Genomic DNA, 14,097 nt, shown 5'->3' with positions numbered 1-14,097 from the left:
CCGACACCTACCGGACGCCATTTGCCGAAACCGGATCAGATGCGATCTGCACCGCTGATTCGACAAAAGTTTTAGGGCGACAAATTGACACACCGACATCAAGGCTTTTACCCTAGCCATCAGCGATTGTAAATTGGTATTACCAATTATCCAAGAACGCTGACAGTGCCTGACCAACAACAATTAGGGGCCACCCCATATGCAAACCTGGCAACAGCTCTATAGCCCGCTCGGCAGTCTCGGCGTGTCCGCACTCGCGGCCGTCATTCCCATCGTGTTCTTTTTTCTCGCCCTGGCGGTGTTCCGCCTCAAAGGCCATGTGGCCGGCAGCATCACCCTCGCTCTGTCGATTGCCGTGGCGATCTTCGCGTTCCAGATGCCGGTCGACATGGCCTTCGCCGCCGCCGGTTATGGGTTCGCCTACGGTCTGTGGCCGATTGCCTGGATCATTGTCGCCGCAGTATTCCTCTACAAACTGACGGTCAAAAGTGGTCAGTTCGAGGTCATTCGCAGTTCGGTGTTATCGATTACTGACGACCAGCGCCTGCAAGTGCTGCTGATCGGTTTTTGCTTCGGCGCGTTCCTGGAAGGTGCTGCCGGTTTCGGCGCGCCAGTGGCAATTACCGCCGCACTTCTCGTCGGCCTGGGCTTCAACCCGCTGTACGCCGCCGGCCTGTGCCTGATCGCCAACACCGCACCGGTGGCGTTCGGCGCACTGGGGATTCCGATCATCGTCGCCGGCCAAGTCACCGGCATCGACGCCTTCAAGATCGGCGCCATGACCGGTCGCCAACTACCGCTGCTGTCGTTGTTCGTGCCGTTCTGGTTGATTTTCATGATGGATGGTCTGCGCGGCGTACGTGAAACCTGGCCGGCCGCACTGGTTGCCGGCTTGAGTTTCGCCGTCACTCAGTATTTCACGTCCAACTTCATCGGCCCGGAATTGCCGGACATCACCTCGGCGCTGGCCAGCCTGGTCTCGCTGACCCTGTTCCTGAAAATCTGGCAGCCAAAACGCACCGCCGGCGCGCAAATCGCTGGCGCCACGTCGAGCGCAGCGATTACCGCCAGCGTCGGCGGTTTCGGCCAGAAACGCACCACTGTGGCTTCGCCTTACAGCCTCGGGGAAATTTTCAAGGCCTGGTCGCCGTTCCTGATCCTCACCGTACTGGTAACCATCTGGACGCTGAAACCTTTCAAGGCGATGTTCGCCGCCGGCGGCTCGATGTACAGCTGGGTGTTCAACTTCGCGATTCCACACCTTGATCAACTGGTGATTAAAACTGCACCGATTGTCGCTGCTCCGACCGCCATCCCTGCGGTGTTCAAACTCGATCCGATTTCCGCGACCGGCACGGCGATTTTCTTCTCCGCACTGATCTCGATGCTGGTGCTGAAGATCAATTTCAAAATTGGTCTTACCACTTTGAAAGAAACCTTCTACGAACTGCGCTGGCCAATTCTGTCGATCGGCATGGTGTTGGCATTTGCCTTCGTCACCAACTATTCCGGCATGTCGTCGACCTTGGCACTGGTGCTGGCCGGTACGGGCGCGGCGTTTCCGTTCTTCTCGCCGTTCCTCGGCTGGCTGGGGGTGTTCCTCACCGGCTCGGATACTTCGTCCAACGCGCTGTTCAGTTCGCTGCAAGCGACCACGGCACACCAGATCGGCGTCAACGACACCCTGCTGGTCGCAGCGAATACCAGCGGCGGCGTGACCGGCAAGATGATATCGCCACAATCGATCGCCGTGGCCTGCGCCGCGACCGGCCTGGTGGGCAAAGAATCGGATCTGTTCCGCTTCACCCTCAAGCACAGCCTATTCTTTGCAACGATTGTCGGTCTGATCACTCTGGCTCAGGCCTACTGGTTGACCGGCATGCTGGTGCATTAAACCGATAAGAAATAGAGAAAAAACCGACGCCGGTTGGTGATGCCGGCGTCAGCAATTCACCACCCGGTCTGTAAGGCTGCTGAAAGCAACGTTCTCTATATTCAGCAGCCGCAACAGACGGATAACCGGGCCCACCCGGAGACACGCCTGATGAGCGAGCTTTTTTACAACGCTGTGCCGAACGCGACCCGCGTGGCACCGCCACTGCCCGAACCTCGGCAATACCCCAGCGAAAAACCATCGCGGGTGTACCTGTTCGGCACGTGCGTGGTCGACCTGTTCTACCCCGAGGCCGGGATGGACGCGATCCACTTGCTGGAGCGCGAAGGGATCCGGGTCGAGTACCCGCAAGGACAAAGCTGCTGCGGCCAACCGGCCTACACCTCGGGTTACACCGAGCAGGCGCGGACGGTAGCGCGCTCGCAACTGGCGCTGTTTGCCGGCGATTATCCGGTGGTGGTGCCGTCAGGTTCCTGCGCCGGCATGCTGCGCGAACATTACGCCGACTTGTTCAAGGATGAGCCGGACACGCTGAAACAGGTTCAGGCCCTCGCGGCCCGCACCTACGAACTGGCCGAGTTCCTGTTGTTTGTCTGCAAGGTGCAGCTCAAGGACAGCGGCGAACCGGTCAAAGTCGCCCTGCACACTTCGTGTTCGGCACGCCGCGAAATGAACACCCACCTGCACGGCCGCGAGTTGTTGGCGCAGTTGAGCAACGTGGAACGGGTCAACCACGACCACGAAAGCGAATGCTGTGGCTTCGGCGGAACATTCAGCGTCCGTATGCCAGACATTTCCGGCGCGATGGTGGCTGACAAGACCCGTTCGCTGAAGGAATCCGGCGCGCATCAGGTCTTGAGCGCCGATTGTGGCTGTTTGATGAACATCAACGGCGCATTGGAGAAACAAAAAGAAACGCTACGCGGGCAACATCTCGCCAGCTTTCTGTGGCAACGAACCGGAGGTGCGCAATGAGCACTTCCGCGATTATCCCTACGGTCGCCGTAGAAGAAGATTTCCGCACCCGGGCGCACAACGCCCTGGGTGATCAGCAGTTGCGGAACAACTTCCGTACTGCGATGGATTCATTGATGACCAAACGGGCAGCTGCTTTCAGCGATGCCCACGAAAGAGAACACTTGCGTGCTCTGGGCAACTCGATCAGAGCCCGCGCGCTCTCCAAGTTGCCCGAGCTGCTCGAGCAACTGGAAACAAACCTGACCCGCAACGGTGTGACAGTGCACTGGGCGGAAACGGTGGACGAGGCCAATGGCATCGTCTTATCGATCATCCGCGCTCACGAGGCGCGGCAAGTGATCAAGGGCAAATCGATGGTCAGCGAAGAGATGGAGATGAACCATTTCCTCGAGGCTCAAGGCATTGAATGCCTGGAGTCCGACATGGGGGAATACATCGTCCAGCTCGACCACGAGAAGCCTTCACACATCATTATGCCGGCGATCCACAAGAATGCCGGTCAGGTCGCGTCCTTGTTCCACGACAAACTTGGCGTGGAATACACCAAGGACGTTGACCAACTCATTCAAATCGGTCGCAAAGTCTTGCGGCAGAAATTCTTCGAAGCGGACATCGGCGTCTCCGGTGTCAACTTCGCCGTGGCCGAAACCGGCACCCTGCTGCTGGTGGAAAACGAAGGTAACGGCCGCATGACCACCACCGTGCCGCCGGTGCACATCGCCGTCACCGGCATCGAAAAAGTCGTGGAAAACCTGCGCGACGTGGTGCCGCTATTGTCCCTTTTGACCCGCTCGGCGCTCGGCCAACCAATCACGACCTACGTCAACATGATCTCCGGCCCGCGCAAGGAACATGAACTCGACGGCCCGCAGGAAGTGCATTTGGTACTGCTCGACAACGGTCGCAGCCAGGCTTTCGCCGACAGTGAATTGCGCCAGACCTTGAACTGCATCCGCTGCGGCGCCTGCATGAACCATTGCCCGGTGTACACCCGCGTCGGTGGTCACACTTATGGCGAGGTGTATCCGGGGCCGATTGGCAAAATCATCACGCCGCACATGGTCGGTCTGGCGAAAGTCCCGGATCACCCGAGCGCGTCATCGCTGTGCGGTGCCTGCGGCGAAGTGTGTCCGGTAAAAATTCCTATTCCGGCGATCCTGCGGCGCCTGCGCGAAGAAAACGTCAAAGCCCCCGACAGCCCGCACCAAGTGATGCGCGGTCAGGGCAGCAAATATTCGCGCAAGGAACGCTTTATCTGGAACGCCTGGGCCAGGCTCAACAGCTCGCCGACCTTGTATCGATTGTTCGGTTTCTTCGCCACGCGCCTGCGCGCATTGACCCCGAGCAACGTCGGCCCGTGGACACAAAACCACAGCGCGCCGAAACCCGCCGCACGTTCACTGCACGACATGGCCCGCGAGCATCTGGCCAAACAGGGAGACCGCTGATGAGCGCCAAGCAAAATATCCTCGGCAAACTGCGCAAAAGTCTGACGGGCGCCACGCCGATAGCCGACGACTTCGACGTCGATCTGGTGACGCAGCCTTACACCTACACTGCCGAACAACGCATCCCGCAACTGCGCAAATTGATGGAAGCGGTGCACACCGAAATCCACCTGACCTCCGGCGAAGAATGGCCGGCGTTGCTTGCGCAATTGCTGCGCGACCGTCAGTTGCCGAGCCTGTTGATCGCGCCGACTACTGGCCACGGGCAGAAAATCGCACAGCACTGGGCGAACAATCCTGATCTGCCGACGCTGAAATCCTACGATCGGCCGATGGAAGAGTGGAAAGCCGAGCTGTTCAACGACACCCCGGCCAGCCTCACCGGCACCCTCGGCGCCATCGCCGCCACCGGCAGCCTGATCATGTGGCCAACCCGCGAAGAACCACGGCTGATGAGTCTGGTGCCGCCGGTGCATTTCGCCCTGCTCAAGGCCAGCGAAATCCGCGACAACTTCTATCAGGTGCAACAGGAATTCGAGTGGGCGCAAGGCATGCCGACCAATGCGTTGCTGGTGTCCGGCCCTTCAAAAACCGCCGACATTGAACAAGTCCTGGCCTACGGCGCACACGGCCCGAAAGACCTCGTGGTGCTGATTCTGGAGGACCAATGACGCTGCCAGTGAATTTCCTGCGTGATGCGCAGCAACTGATTCCGGCCGAGCGCCGTTTTGATGATCCGTTATCGACGCTGGCCTTCGGCACTGATGCGAGTTTTTATCGGCTGATTCCGCAGTTGGTGATCCGCGTTGAATCTGAAGACGAAGTGGTTGCGCTGCTGAAACTGGCTCAACGTGACCACGTCCCGGTGACGTTCCGTGCGGCGGGTACCAGCCTGTCAGGTCAGGCAATCAGCGACTCGGTGCTGATTGTGCTTGGGGATAACTGGAACGCTCGCGAGATTCGTGGCCAAGGTACGCAAATCCGCCTGCAACCGGGCGTGATCGGTGCGCAAGCCAACACGTGGCTGGCGCCGTTCGGGCGCAAGATCGGCCCGGATCCGGCCTCGATTAATGCCTGCAAAATCGGCGGCATCGTCGCTAACAATGCCAGCGGTATGTGCTGCGGGACTGCGCAAAACACTTATCACACGCTGGCCGGGATTCGCCTGGTGCTGGCTGATGGTACGCGCCTGGATACCGAAGACGCGGCGAGTGTCGCGGCATTTCACGCCAGCCACGGCGAACTGCTCGAACGCTTGGCGACTTTCGGCCGAGAGACTCGCGCCAACGCCGAACTGGCTGCACGAATCCGCCACAAATACCGTCTGAAAAATACCACCGGTCTGTCACTCAACGCCCTGGTGGATTTCGATGAGCCTGTGGATATCTTGAGCCACCTGCTGGTCGGCTCCGAAGGCACGCTCGGCTTCATCAGCGCGGTAACTTACGACACGGTGATTGATCACCCGAACAAAGCCTCGGCGCTGATCGTCTTCCCGGATGTGGAAACCTGCTGCAACGCGGTCACTGTGCTGAAAAGCCAACCGGTATCCGCTGTGGAACTGCTGGATCGCCGCAGCCTGCGCTCGGTGCAGGACAAACCGGGCATGCCCGCTTTCGTACAACAGCTGTCGAACAATGCCTGCGCATTGCTCATCGAATCCCGCGCCGCGTCTTCCACTTTGTTACAGGAACAACTGGCGCAGATCATGGCGTCACTCAGTGGTTTCCCAGTGGAGAAGCAGGTCGACTTCAGCGAAGACCCTGCCGAGAACGCCAAGCTATGGGCGATCCGCAAGGACACCTTCCCCGCCGTCGGCGCTGTGCGTAAAACCGGCACCACGGTGATCATCGAAGACGTGACCTTCCCGGTCGAGCAATTGGCGATTGGCGTGAATCGCTTGATCGAACTGTTCGAAAAACATTCCTACGATGAAGCGATTCTTTTCGGACATGCGCTGGAAGGCAATCTGCACTTCGTCTTCACCCAAGGCTTCAACAACCCGGAACAAGTCGCACGCTATCAAGCGTTCATGGACGACGTCGCGCAACTGGTGGCGGTGGAATTCGGCGGCTCGCTGAAAGCCGAACACGGCACCGGGCGCAACATGGCGCCGTTCGTGGAACTGGAATGGGGCAGCGACGCTTACCAACTGATGTGGCAGCTCAAACGTCTGCTCGACCCGAATGGCATTCTCAACCCGGACGTGGTGCTCAGCGAAGATCCGCAGATCCATCTCAAACATCTGAAACCGCTGCCGGCGGCCGACGAGATTGTCGATAAGTGCATCGAGTGCGGCTTCTGCGAACCGGTCTGCCCGTCGAAAGGCCTGACCCTGAGCCCGCGCCAGCGCATCGTAATCTGGCGCGATATTCAGGCGAAAAAACGTGCCGGCGTCGACACCACCGAACTGGAAAAAGCCTACGAGTACCAAGGCATCGAAACCTGCGCCGCCACAGGTTTGTGCGCGCAACGTTGTCCTGTAGGCATCAACACCGGCGAGCTGGTGAAAAAGCTGCGTAGCCGACACGCCACGCATCAGAAAACCGCTGACTGGATTGAAGGAAATTTCGCCAAGACTCTGCAGGGCGCACGCTTCACTCTGCACGTGGCCAACGGTGCGCGGATGATGCTCGGCGCGCCGCGTCTGGCGAAACTTTCAGCAACACTGACACGCCTGTCCAAAGGCCAGGTGCCGCTGTGGACAAATGCGATGCCTCAGCCGGAGAAAGCCATTCGCTTCAGCCCGAGCATGTCGGACGAACGCCCGCGCGTGGTGTATCTGGCCGCGTGTGTCTCGCGGGTCATGGGGCCGGCGGCGGGCGATAAAGAGCAGATGTCGCTCTACGACAAAACCCGTGGCCTGCTGGAAAAGGCCGGTTACCAAGTGGTCTTCCCGGACAATCAGGACAACCTCTGCTGCGGTCAGCCGTTCGCCTCAAAAGGCTACGCCGAGCAAGCCGAACACAAGCGTCAGGAGTTGATCAGCGCTTTGCTCCACGCCAGTCGCGGCGGCCTCGATCCGATCTACTGCGACACCAGCCCGTGCACCTTACGGCTGGTGCAAGACGTAGGAGAAACCCGTCTGGATCTGTACGACCCGGTGCGCTTCATCCGTACGCACCTTCTCGATCGACTGGACTTCACCCCGCAAGACGCACCGATTGCCGTGCACGTGACCTGTAGCACTCAGCACTTGGGCGAAAGCCAGGCGCTGATCGACCTGGCGCGCAAGTGCAGCAAAACCGTGGTGATCCCGGAAGGTATTCATTGCTGCGGATTTGCCGGTGACAAGGGCTTCACCACGCCGGAGCTGAACAGCCATTCGCTGCGCACCTTGAAGGACGCGGTGCAGCATTGCAGCGAAGGTATTTCCACCAGCCGCACGTGCGAAATCGGCCTGACGCAACACGGCGGAATCGACTATCACGGCCTGGTTTATCTGGTTGATCGAGTCACTCAGGCGAAGGCCAACTGAAGAAAATCAGAACCCTTGCGCAAGACCGCAGTCCACAGAACAGGCCCCGAACACTCGGGGCCGTTCCTTCTTTCGGTGACCGGCGCTCAGGGTCAGCGAAGTCTGGATCCCTCAGCGTAAGGAGATACCCATGAAACGTTCTGTATTGCTTGGTCTGTTCGTGACTGCCTCGATGATGGCCTCCACTTCGTTTGCCGCCGACAAGCCCACCAGCCTCTGCGAAGCCAATCTGCAGACGATCAACAACGCGAAATCGCAATATCAGACCTCGCCTGATCTGAACGCGCGCGTCTCGGCCAGTGTGCAAAAGGCCCAGGATCTCAAGTCCCAAGGCAAGATCGACGATTGCCTGGCGGAAACCCAGCGCACCATTCTGGAAATCCAGAACGCCTCGGGCGACACCAAGAAGTGATCTCGGCGAGATGGCGTTTTCATACTAAATGTAAAAAAAACCGAATTCCTGCGTAGCGTGGCGGTCGATTGAACAGGCACTACACTAACGTGGCCTGTCATGACCTCGGCATCGCCGCCAGACCGTCCGGCAGCACCGAGCCCCCATCGTTCAAGGAGATACCCATGAAGCATTCTGCAATTGCTGGATTGTTCATCGCTGGTGCACTTCTGGCGTCGCCGGTGTTTGCGGCAGACAAAGACCTGTGTGCCGGGAATCTTCAAACCATTAAAGACTTTGTCACCAGCCAGCCTTCCATTCCGGAGACGTCGCTGAACAACGTCAAGACCGCGCAGGAAGATGCCATGAAGGCTCAAGCTGCCGGGGATGACAAGAAATGCGTTGAGATCAGCAACGGCATGATCACGAAAATGCAGATCCGCAATCCAACGCGTAACTGACACACCCGGAAGCCAACCTTCGGGTTGGCCTTCCCGGCCGATTGACGTACACTGCACAGGCTTGTTGCTCAAACAGATGTACTGAGCAATGAGTTCGGGGCCGTTTAGGATTCGACGCCGGTTGCGAAACTTTAGGTGCATGCCGACTTGGTAACAGAAGTCGTAAATCCACTGTTGCAACTACTTATAGTTGCCAATGACGAAAACTACGGCCAGGAATTCGCTCTCGCTGCGTAAGCAGCCTTAGCCCTGAGCTTCTGGTACCTTCGGGTCCAGCAATCACCAGGGGATGTCTGTAAACCCAAAGTGATTGTCATATAGAACAGAATCGCCGTGCAGTACGTTGTGGACGAAGCGGCTAAAACTTACACAACTCGCCCAAAGCACCCTGCCCTTCGGGTCGCTGAGGGTTAACTTAATAGAAACGGCTACGCATGTAGTACCGACAGCGGAGTACTGGCGGACGGGGGTTCAAATCCCCCCGGCTCCACCAACTCAACGAAAAAGCCCGCCAAGTGCGGGCTTTTTCGTATCTGGAGTTTGGATAACGCGCCTCAAAAGCCACCGACCGCATCCATCCTGCACAAACCTGCTACCGAGAAATTCTCCTCAGCCCCCCTTCAGGCCCATCAATCAATGCCGATGCCGATGATGCACATCCGGAAAATGCGCATGGCTATGACGGATCCGCGCGTGCGAATGCGCGTGGCTATGCGGCTCCAAACCGTCCCACTCAAATTCATGTTCATGCTGATGATGTTCATCATGCACATGGCGATGTTGGTGCTCGAGCGGTTCATGCTGGTGTTCGTGGGCATGGTGCTCCCTCAGGTGAATCCACACACCAAGGGCCATCAACGCTGCAGCGATCGAAAACATCACCGAGACCGACTCACCCAGTATCACAATCGAGATGACCGCCCCCAGAAATGGCGCCGTTGAAAAATACGCGCCAGTACGCGCGCTGCCGAGTCCGCGAAGCGCAAGTACGAACAGTACCAGGCTGACGCCGTAGCCGAGAAAGCCCACCAGCAGGATTGAGATCAGTGGGCCGGTGGTGGGCAGTTGCGAACCGATGGCCAAGGCCAGTGAGCAATTGACCATGCCGGCCGCCAAGCCTTTGCTGCCGGCGATAAACAGCGCATCCGAGGCCGAGACTTTGCGCGTCAGGTTGTTATCGATTGCCCAACACAGGCAGGCGAAAGCCACGGCCAGAGGGCCGATCCAGTCCTGAGTCGTAACCGCCTCTTGCGGCCAGGACAGAACAACGCCGCCCAAGACGATTGCGATCATGCCGATCACAATGCGTCGGTCTGCGTTCTCTTTGAAAACGATCCACGCCAGCAGCGCCGTCAGCACTGACTCAAGATTGAGCATCAGCGAGGCGGTTGCCCCCGCCGTTCGAGTCAGACCGAACATCAGCGCCACGGGCGCCAGCACACCGCCAAAGACGATCGCACCGATCAACCAAGGCCATTCGCCGGCGGCGAGTGCTGGCGCGCGCCAGCCTTTATCGCGAACAAACCGCACAATCGTCAGGCCCACACCGCTGCCGAGATAGAGCAGGCCGGCCAACAGAATGGGCGGAGCATTCATGCCCAAGAGCTTGGCCAATGGCGTGCTCGCGCCAAACAACGCCGCGGCGGCCAATGCGTAGAGCACATTCATGTTCATGATGAGATCGCCCTGTCAGACCCGAGGTGCATGCGTCGGATGGTAGCTTTGCTGGCGTAGGAATTATGTGAAGACCGCTTCTTCATCGGATCGCTGGAAAGGCTTGAGCATCGGGCTGAGGGAACAACACTTCAAGCACACGCTCAAATCCAGCAACATTTAATCCGCATCGAAGCCGGGCGAGCGTTCGCCACCGGCTCTATGCTGCAAACATCAAAGAGCAATGAGGCTGAACATGAAAACCTGGATCGCCGCCGTCATGGTGGCAATGATTTCGCTGTGCGCGCACGCAGCGGACACTCCCGCTCCACGCGTAGAACCCATCGCTCTCAAGGCTGGTGTCGGCAGTGTTGTGATCAAACAGTCGATCAAGGGCAATCAAACGGCGGAGTACACATTCAACGCCAAGGCCGGGCAGGTTCTGACGGTCGATTTCAAACCGTCGAAAACCTCCGCCTACTTCAACATCAATGCCAAAGGCGCGGATTCGGCATTGTTCAACGGTTCGATCATGGGGAATCACTTCCTTGGTCCATTGCCCGCCGACGGCGAATACACTGTGCAGGTCTATCTGATGCGCAATGCGGCGCGGCGTGCTGAAGTGGCCAATTACGCGCTGTCGGTAAGCCTTGCCCAAGGTGATGCGGCAGACGCAAAAACCAAGCGCTGAATTCATTCCGAGGCCGCGTCGCCGGGCAGTTGCGGCGGCAGAGCAGATGAATTTTTCTTCACAGCCCCTTCACAACCAAACCTGTAAAGTCCCCTCGCTCATTCAAGAAACTACGGTTCGCCCGCGCTCCTGCGGGCTTTTTTTTGCCTGGCGTTTGGTGTCGAGGCGATACACGTAGGTGTCCTGCACGCCATGGCGGGGTGAGTGGCGGGCTTGCGGGTGAACTCTGACCAGCGCAAAACCCGCGGCTTGGGCCAGTCGCTGGCTACGCGTGTTTGCCGACGAGGTGGTGAGGTAAAACGTTGAATCAGGCAAGCGATTCACCAATTGAGTGAGGGCGGCGCGCAGGTAACCCTTGCCCGAATACTCGGTGTTGGCCCAGTAACCGACAACAAAGCGCTGGCGCGGACGCGGTTTCAAGCCGATGCAGCCGAGAATGGATTGCCCGTCCGCACTGATGATGAACAACCGGCGCTCACCGGTTTCACTGCTGAAGTCATCACGGGCACGCGATAACGATTCCAGCGCCTGCGCCTCGGTGGTTTGTGGCCGGGCCCAGGCGAGGAATTCCGTGTGCTGTGGATAACTGACGTTCAGCGCCTGCTGGAACGCCTTGGTCATCGCCGGATCCGGCGATCGCAATGTCAGCGACTCAGTACCGACAGTAAACGCAAACTCCATGCCCCACTCCCTGAACATCACCCAAACCTCTTATGTAGGAGCTGCCGAAGGCTGCGATCTTTTGATTGTAAACAAGATCAACAGATCGCAGCCTTCGGCAGCTCCTACAGAGCATCGTCGTTATTTGTATGTGCGGCGGGTGGCCAGATTTTATAGAGCGGTTTGTATTTTCCGCCGCGTCGGTCAATTCTGTACTTTGATACCCCTGACCGGAGCGCCCGATGCCGCTGCTGACCCTGCCCTGCCAACGCCTGACGCTGGCGATTCTTGCCTCGGATCAGGCCGCGCTGGAAAGTGATTTCTACAAGCGCAACCTGCGCCACCTCGCGCCCTGGTCGCCGATCCGCACCACGGAGTATTTCTCCACCGAACAGATTCGTCGACGCCTGGACATCCAGGCCAGTGCTTTCGAGGCAGGACTGGCCATGCACTTCGCCCTGCTGACGCCGGACGGTGAGCAAATGATCGGCGCGTGCAATTTCAGCGGGATTATTCGCGGCGCGTTTCAGGCGTGTTATCTGGGTTATCACATCGACGAAGCCCATCAGGGCCAAGGCTTGATGCAGGAGGCGCTGGAGGCCGGCATCGGCTACATGTTCGACAGCCAGAATCTGCACCGGATCATGGCCAACTACATTCCCGGCAACGATCGCAGTGCGCGCTTGCTTGAGCGCCTGGGTTTCGAGCGTGAGGGTTTTGCCAAAGCGTATCTGAACATTGCCGGGCGCTGGCAGGATCACGTGCTGACGGCGTTGGTCAACCCGCTGTTCGAAACGCCGGAAAAGCGCTGGTCGCGACAACTGGCGTGAGTTTCACAATTTGTTAAGCATTGCCGACGTATGCTCAGGCCTTCCGCCCCTTCCGGTAGCCTGAAAGCCATGTCGCGTGCCGCCACTTCGCTGTTTCTGCTTGCCGCCCTGCTGTTCTTCTTTGCCTTGGGCAATCACCAGTTGCAAGGCTCTACCGAGGCCCGCGTCGCCGGGATCGCGATGGAGATGCACCTGGACAACGACTGGGTAACGCCGCGTCTGTTCGGCGAGCCTTTTCTGGAAAAACCCCCGCTGAGTCTGTGGCTCGACGCCGGCGCCATGCGCGTGTTCGGCGTTTCACCCTGGGCGGTACGACTGGCGTCGGCGGTGGCCGGACTGCTCAGCGTGATGCTGTTGTACGGCATGTTGCGGCGTTTCGGGCGGCCAAACATTGTTGCGTGGACAGCAGGGATTCTGTTGGCGACCATGGCCAGTTACTGGAGCAACGTGCGTGGGGTCGGCGAGGATGCGCTGCTCGCACTGGGTGTGACGGCGGCGTTGCTGGCGTTTTTTAAGGCACAACGCGCATCGAGCGTGGGTAACTCGTTGCTGTTTGTCGGCGGGATTGCCATCGCAACCTTGAGTAAAGGCGTGCTGGGCCTGGCAATGCCGGGGGTGGTGATTTTTGCTTATCTGCTGGCGGAGACCTTGATCGAGAAACGCCTGAAGGTCAGTGATTGGCTGCGGCCGGGATTGCTGACGCTGGTTGGGCTGATTCCGCTGCTGATCTGGCTTGTCGTGCTTTATCAGCACGGCGGCGCGCAATCGGTCAGAGAAGTGTTGCTGACCAACAGCGTCGGACGGTTCAGCGGATCGTTCGTCGAGGCCGGGCATTACGAGCCGTTCTACTACTACTTGGCGAAACTGCCGGAAGCGTTTTTACCGTGGAATATTCTGGTGTATCTGGGGCTGTGGCATTTCCGCAAAGAGTTGACGGCCAACCGGTATCTGCTGTTTTTCAGCCTGTGGATCGTCGCGCAATTCGTGATGCTGACGTTGGCGTCGAGTAAACGCACGGTGTACCTGATGTCGATGACCCCGGCGGCAGCGGTGATTGCGGCCGAGTTTGCGGGGGTGTTGTTCGACAAGCTGAAAGCGTACGAATCCGCCCAGGGTTTTGTCAGCAAAATCGCGAGGCATCGTCAGGCATTGGCCGCTGCTGTCATTACCGTAGTGATCGGCAGCTATCTTGCTGCCGCACAGTGGACGTTGCCGAACGCCGATAAACACCTGTCGTTCCTGCCGCTGACCGAACACATTCAAGCGTTGCAAGCGGACGGTCATCAGGTTGCGTTGTTTCAAGCCAATGAACGGGTGGGCGGTGCGAGTGTGTTCTATACGCAGAGCGTGCTTAAAGGTCTGGATACAGAGGCGCAGTTGCGGGACTTTCTCGCTGCGGCAGCCACCAATGTGGCGGTGATCTCGGCGGATACCGAGCCTGCCGCACCGCTGAAAGTGTTGAAGACCATGATGGTCGGGCGTCAGGCTTACTACTTCGTCAGCGACTGAATCAATCGTTCGCAGACCAGGACTTATTGGGTTGAGGAGGCTTATTGTGGCGAGGGGATTTATCCCCGATGGGGTGCGCAGCGCCCCCTCTTTTGATTCAAAAG

The 14,097-nt window shown here is 58.6% G+C and carries 12 protein-coding genes and 1 other RNA gene; 11 read left to right on the top strand and 2 right to left on the bottom strand.

The genetic code is table 11. The features are described 5' to 3' along the window. The first annotated feature begins 199 nt into the window (after nucleotides 1-199). The 8 genes from EJA70_RS06440 (at nucleotide 200) to ssrA (ending at nucleotide 9,143) form a co-directional block, all read left to right on the top strand. The gene (locus EJA70_RS06440) at nucleotides 200-1,894 is read left to right on the top strand and encodes a lactate permease LctP family transporter (RefSeq protein ID WP_158830197.1); all 1,695 of its coding nucleotides are present in this window, start codon (nucleotides 200-202) and stop codon (nucleotides 1,892-1,894) included. A 150-nt stretch (nucleotides 1,895-2,044) separates the two neighbouring features. Continuing rightward, entirely contained in the window at nucleotides 2,045-2,869 is an 825-nt protein-coding gene (locus EJA70_RS06435; protein ID WP_158830196.1) for a (Fe-S)-binding protein, read from the top strand. Beyond that, on the top strand, nucleotides 2,866-4,320 hold the full coding sequence (locus tag EJA70_RS06430) for a LutB/LldF family L-lactate oxidation iron-sulfur protein (protein ID WP_158830195.1): 1,455 nt from the start codon (nucleotides 2,866-2,868) through the stop codon (nucleotides 4,318-4,320). Before EJA70_RS06435 ends, EJA70_RS06430 begins: the two co-directional genes overlap by 4 nt. Continuing rightward, nucleotides 4,320-4,991 carry a lactate utilization protein gene (locus EJA70_RS06425; protein WP_158830194.1) on the top strand — a complete coding sequence of 224 codons (672 nt, stop codon included), beginning with the start codon at nucleotides 4,320-4,322 and terminating at the stop codon, nucleotides 4,989-4,991. Before EJA70_RS06430 ends, EJA70_RS06425 begins: the two co-directional genes overlap by 1 nt. After that, nucleotides 4,988-7,798: an FAD-binding and (Fe-S)-binding domain-containing protein gene (locus EJA70_RS06420; RefSeq protein WP_158830193.1), complete on the top strand. Its 2,811-nt coding sequence runs from the start codon at nucleotides 4,988-4,990 to the stop codon at nucleotides 7,796-7,798. The genes EJA70_RS06425 and EJA70_RS06420 overlap by 4 nt, the downstream gene beginning before the upstream one ends. A gap of 130 nt (nucleotides 7,799-7,928) precedes the next feature. After that, entirely contained in the window at nucleotides 7,929-8,210 is a 282-nt protein-coding gene (locus EJA70_RS06415) for a hypothetical protein (RefSeq protein ID WP_008088284.1), read from the top strand. 164 nt (nucleotides 8,211-8,374) lie between these two features. Beyond that, on the top strand, nucleotides 8,375-8,650 hold the full coding sequence (locus EJA70_RS06410) for a hypothetical protein (RefSeq protein WP_158830192.1): 276 nt from the start codon (nucleotides 8,375-8,377) through the stop codon (nucleotides 8,648-8,650). A 96-nt stretch (nucleotides 8,651-8,746) separates the two neighbouring features. Continuing rightward, nucleotides 8,747-9,143, top strand: a transfer-messenger RNA (tmRNA) gene (gene ssrA, locus EJA70_RS06405). Nucleotides 9,144-9,283: 140 nt separating this feature from the next. Here ssrA and EJA70_RS06400 read toward each other — a convergent pair. After that, nucleotides 9,284-10,324 (bottom strand): DMT family transporter, encoded by a 1,041-nt coding sequence (locus tag EJA70_RS06400; RefSeq protein ID WP_158830191.1) that lies wholly within the window; start codon nucleotides 10,322-10,324, stop codon nucleotides 9,284-9,286. A gap of 235 nt (nucleotides 10,325-10,559) precedes the next feature. Here EJA70_RS06400 and EJA70_RS06395 point away from each other — a divergent pair, with 235 nt between their 5' ends. Further along, on the top strand, nucleotides 10,560-10,994 hold the full coding sequence (locus EJA70_RS06395) for a hypothetical protein (RefSeq protein ID WP_158830190.1): 435 nt from the start codon (nucleotides 10,560-10,562) through the stop codon (nucleotides 10,992-10,994). A 102-nt stretch (nucleotides 10,995-11,096) separates the two neighbouring features. Here the strand turns inward: EJA70_RS06395 and EJA70_RS06390 are convergent, their stop codons facing one another. Further along, nucleotides 11,097-11,675, bottom strand: a complete 579-nt coding sequence (locus EJA70_RS06390; protein ID WP_158830189.1) for a GNAT family N-acetyltransferase — start codon at nucleotides 11,673-11,675, stop codon at nucleotides 11,097-11,099. Nucleotides 11,676-11,896: 221 nt separating this feature from the next. On the opposite strand from EJA70_RS06390, the gene rimJ reads away from it, so the two are divergent. Beyond that, a complete protein-coding gene (gene rimJ, locus EJA70_RS06385) occupies nucleotides 11,897-12,484 on the top strand; it encodes a ribosomal protein S5-alanine N-acetyltransferase (protein ID WP_158830188.1) in 588 nt (195 codons plus the stop codon). Nucleotides 12,485-12,514: 30 nt separating this feature from the next. Further along, nucleotides 12,515-13,993: a glycosyltransferase family 39 protein gene (locus EJA70_RS06380; RefSeq protein WP_158830187.1), complete on the top strand. Its 1,479-nt coding sequence runs from the start codon at nucleotides 12,515-12,517 to the stop codon at nucleotides 13,991-13,993. Nucleotides 13,994-14,097: the final 104 nt, after the last annotated feature.

The organism is Pseudomonas sp. PB103 (assembly GCF_009764635.1).
In the GTDB taxonomy this organism is placed as follows: domain Bacteria; phylum Pseudomonadota; class Gammaproteobacteria; order Pseudomonadales; family Pseudomonadaceae; genus Aquipseudomonas.
The sequence above is the reverse complement of the archived record's forward strand: the minus strand, read 5'-3'. Positions and strand labels throughout refer to the sequence as shown.

Bases quoted from the DNA above. Each gene is read 5' to 3' on its own strand.
- EJA70_RS06440 (WP_158830197.1), top strand. From the start codon at position 200: ATGCAAACCTGGCAACAGCTCTATAGCCCGCTCGGCAGTCTCGGCGTG.
- EJA70_RS06435 (WP_158830196.1), top strand. From the start codon at position 2,045: ATGAGCGAGCTTTTTTACAACGCTGTGCCGAACGCGACCCGCGTGGCA.
- EJA70_RS06430 (WP_158830195.1), top strand. From the start codon at position 2,866: ATGAGCACTTCCGCGATTATCCCTACGGTCGCCGTAGAAGAAGATTTC.
- EJA70_RS06425 (WP_158830194.1), top strand. From the start codon at position 4,320: ATGAGCGCCAAGCAAAATATCCTCGGCAAACTGCGCAAAAGTCTGACG.
- EJA70_RS06420 (WP_158830193.1), top strand. From the start codon at position 4,988: ATGACGCTGCCAGTGAATTTCCTGCGTGATGCGCAGCAACTGATTCCG.
- EJA70_RS06415 (WP_008088284.1), top strand. From the start codon at position 7,929: ATGAAACGTTCTGTATTGCTTGGTCTGTTCGTGACTGCCTCGATGATG.
- EJA70_RS06410 (WP_158830192.1), top strand. From the start codon at position 8,375: ATGAAGCATTCTGCAATTGCTGGATTGTTCATCGCTGGTGCACTTCTG.
- EJA70_RS06400 (WP_158830191.1), bottom strand. From the start codon at position 10,324: ATGAACATGAATGTGCTCTACGCATTGGCCGCCGCGGCGTTGTTTGGC.
- EJA70_RS06395 (WP_158830190.1), top strand. From the start codon at position 10,560: ATGAAAACCTGGATCGCCGCCGTCATGGTGGCAATGATTTCGCTGTGC.
- EJA70_RS06390 (WP_158830189.1), bottom strand. From the start codon at position 11,675: ATGGAGTTTGCGTTTACTGTCGGTACTGAGTCGCTGACATTGCGATCG.
- rimJ (WP_158830188.1), top strand. From the start codon at position 11,897: ATGCCGCTGCTGACCCTGCCCTGCCAACGCCTGACGCTGGCGATTCTT.
- EJA70_RS06380 (WP_158830187.1), top strand. From the start codon at position 12,515: ATGCTCAGGCCTTCCGCCCCTTCCGGTAGCCTGAAAGCCATGTCGCGT.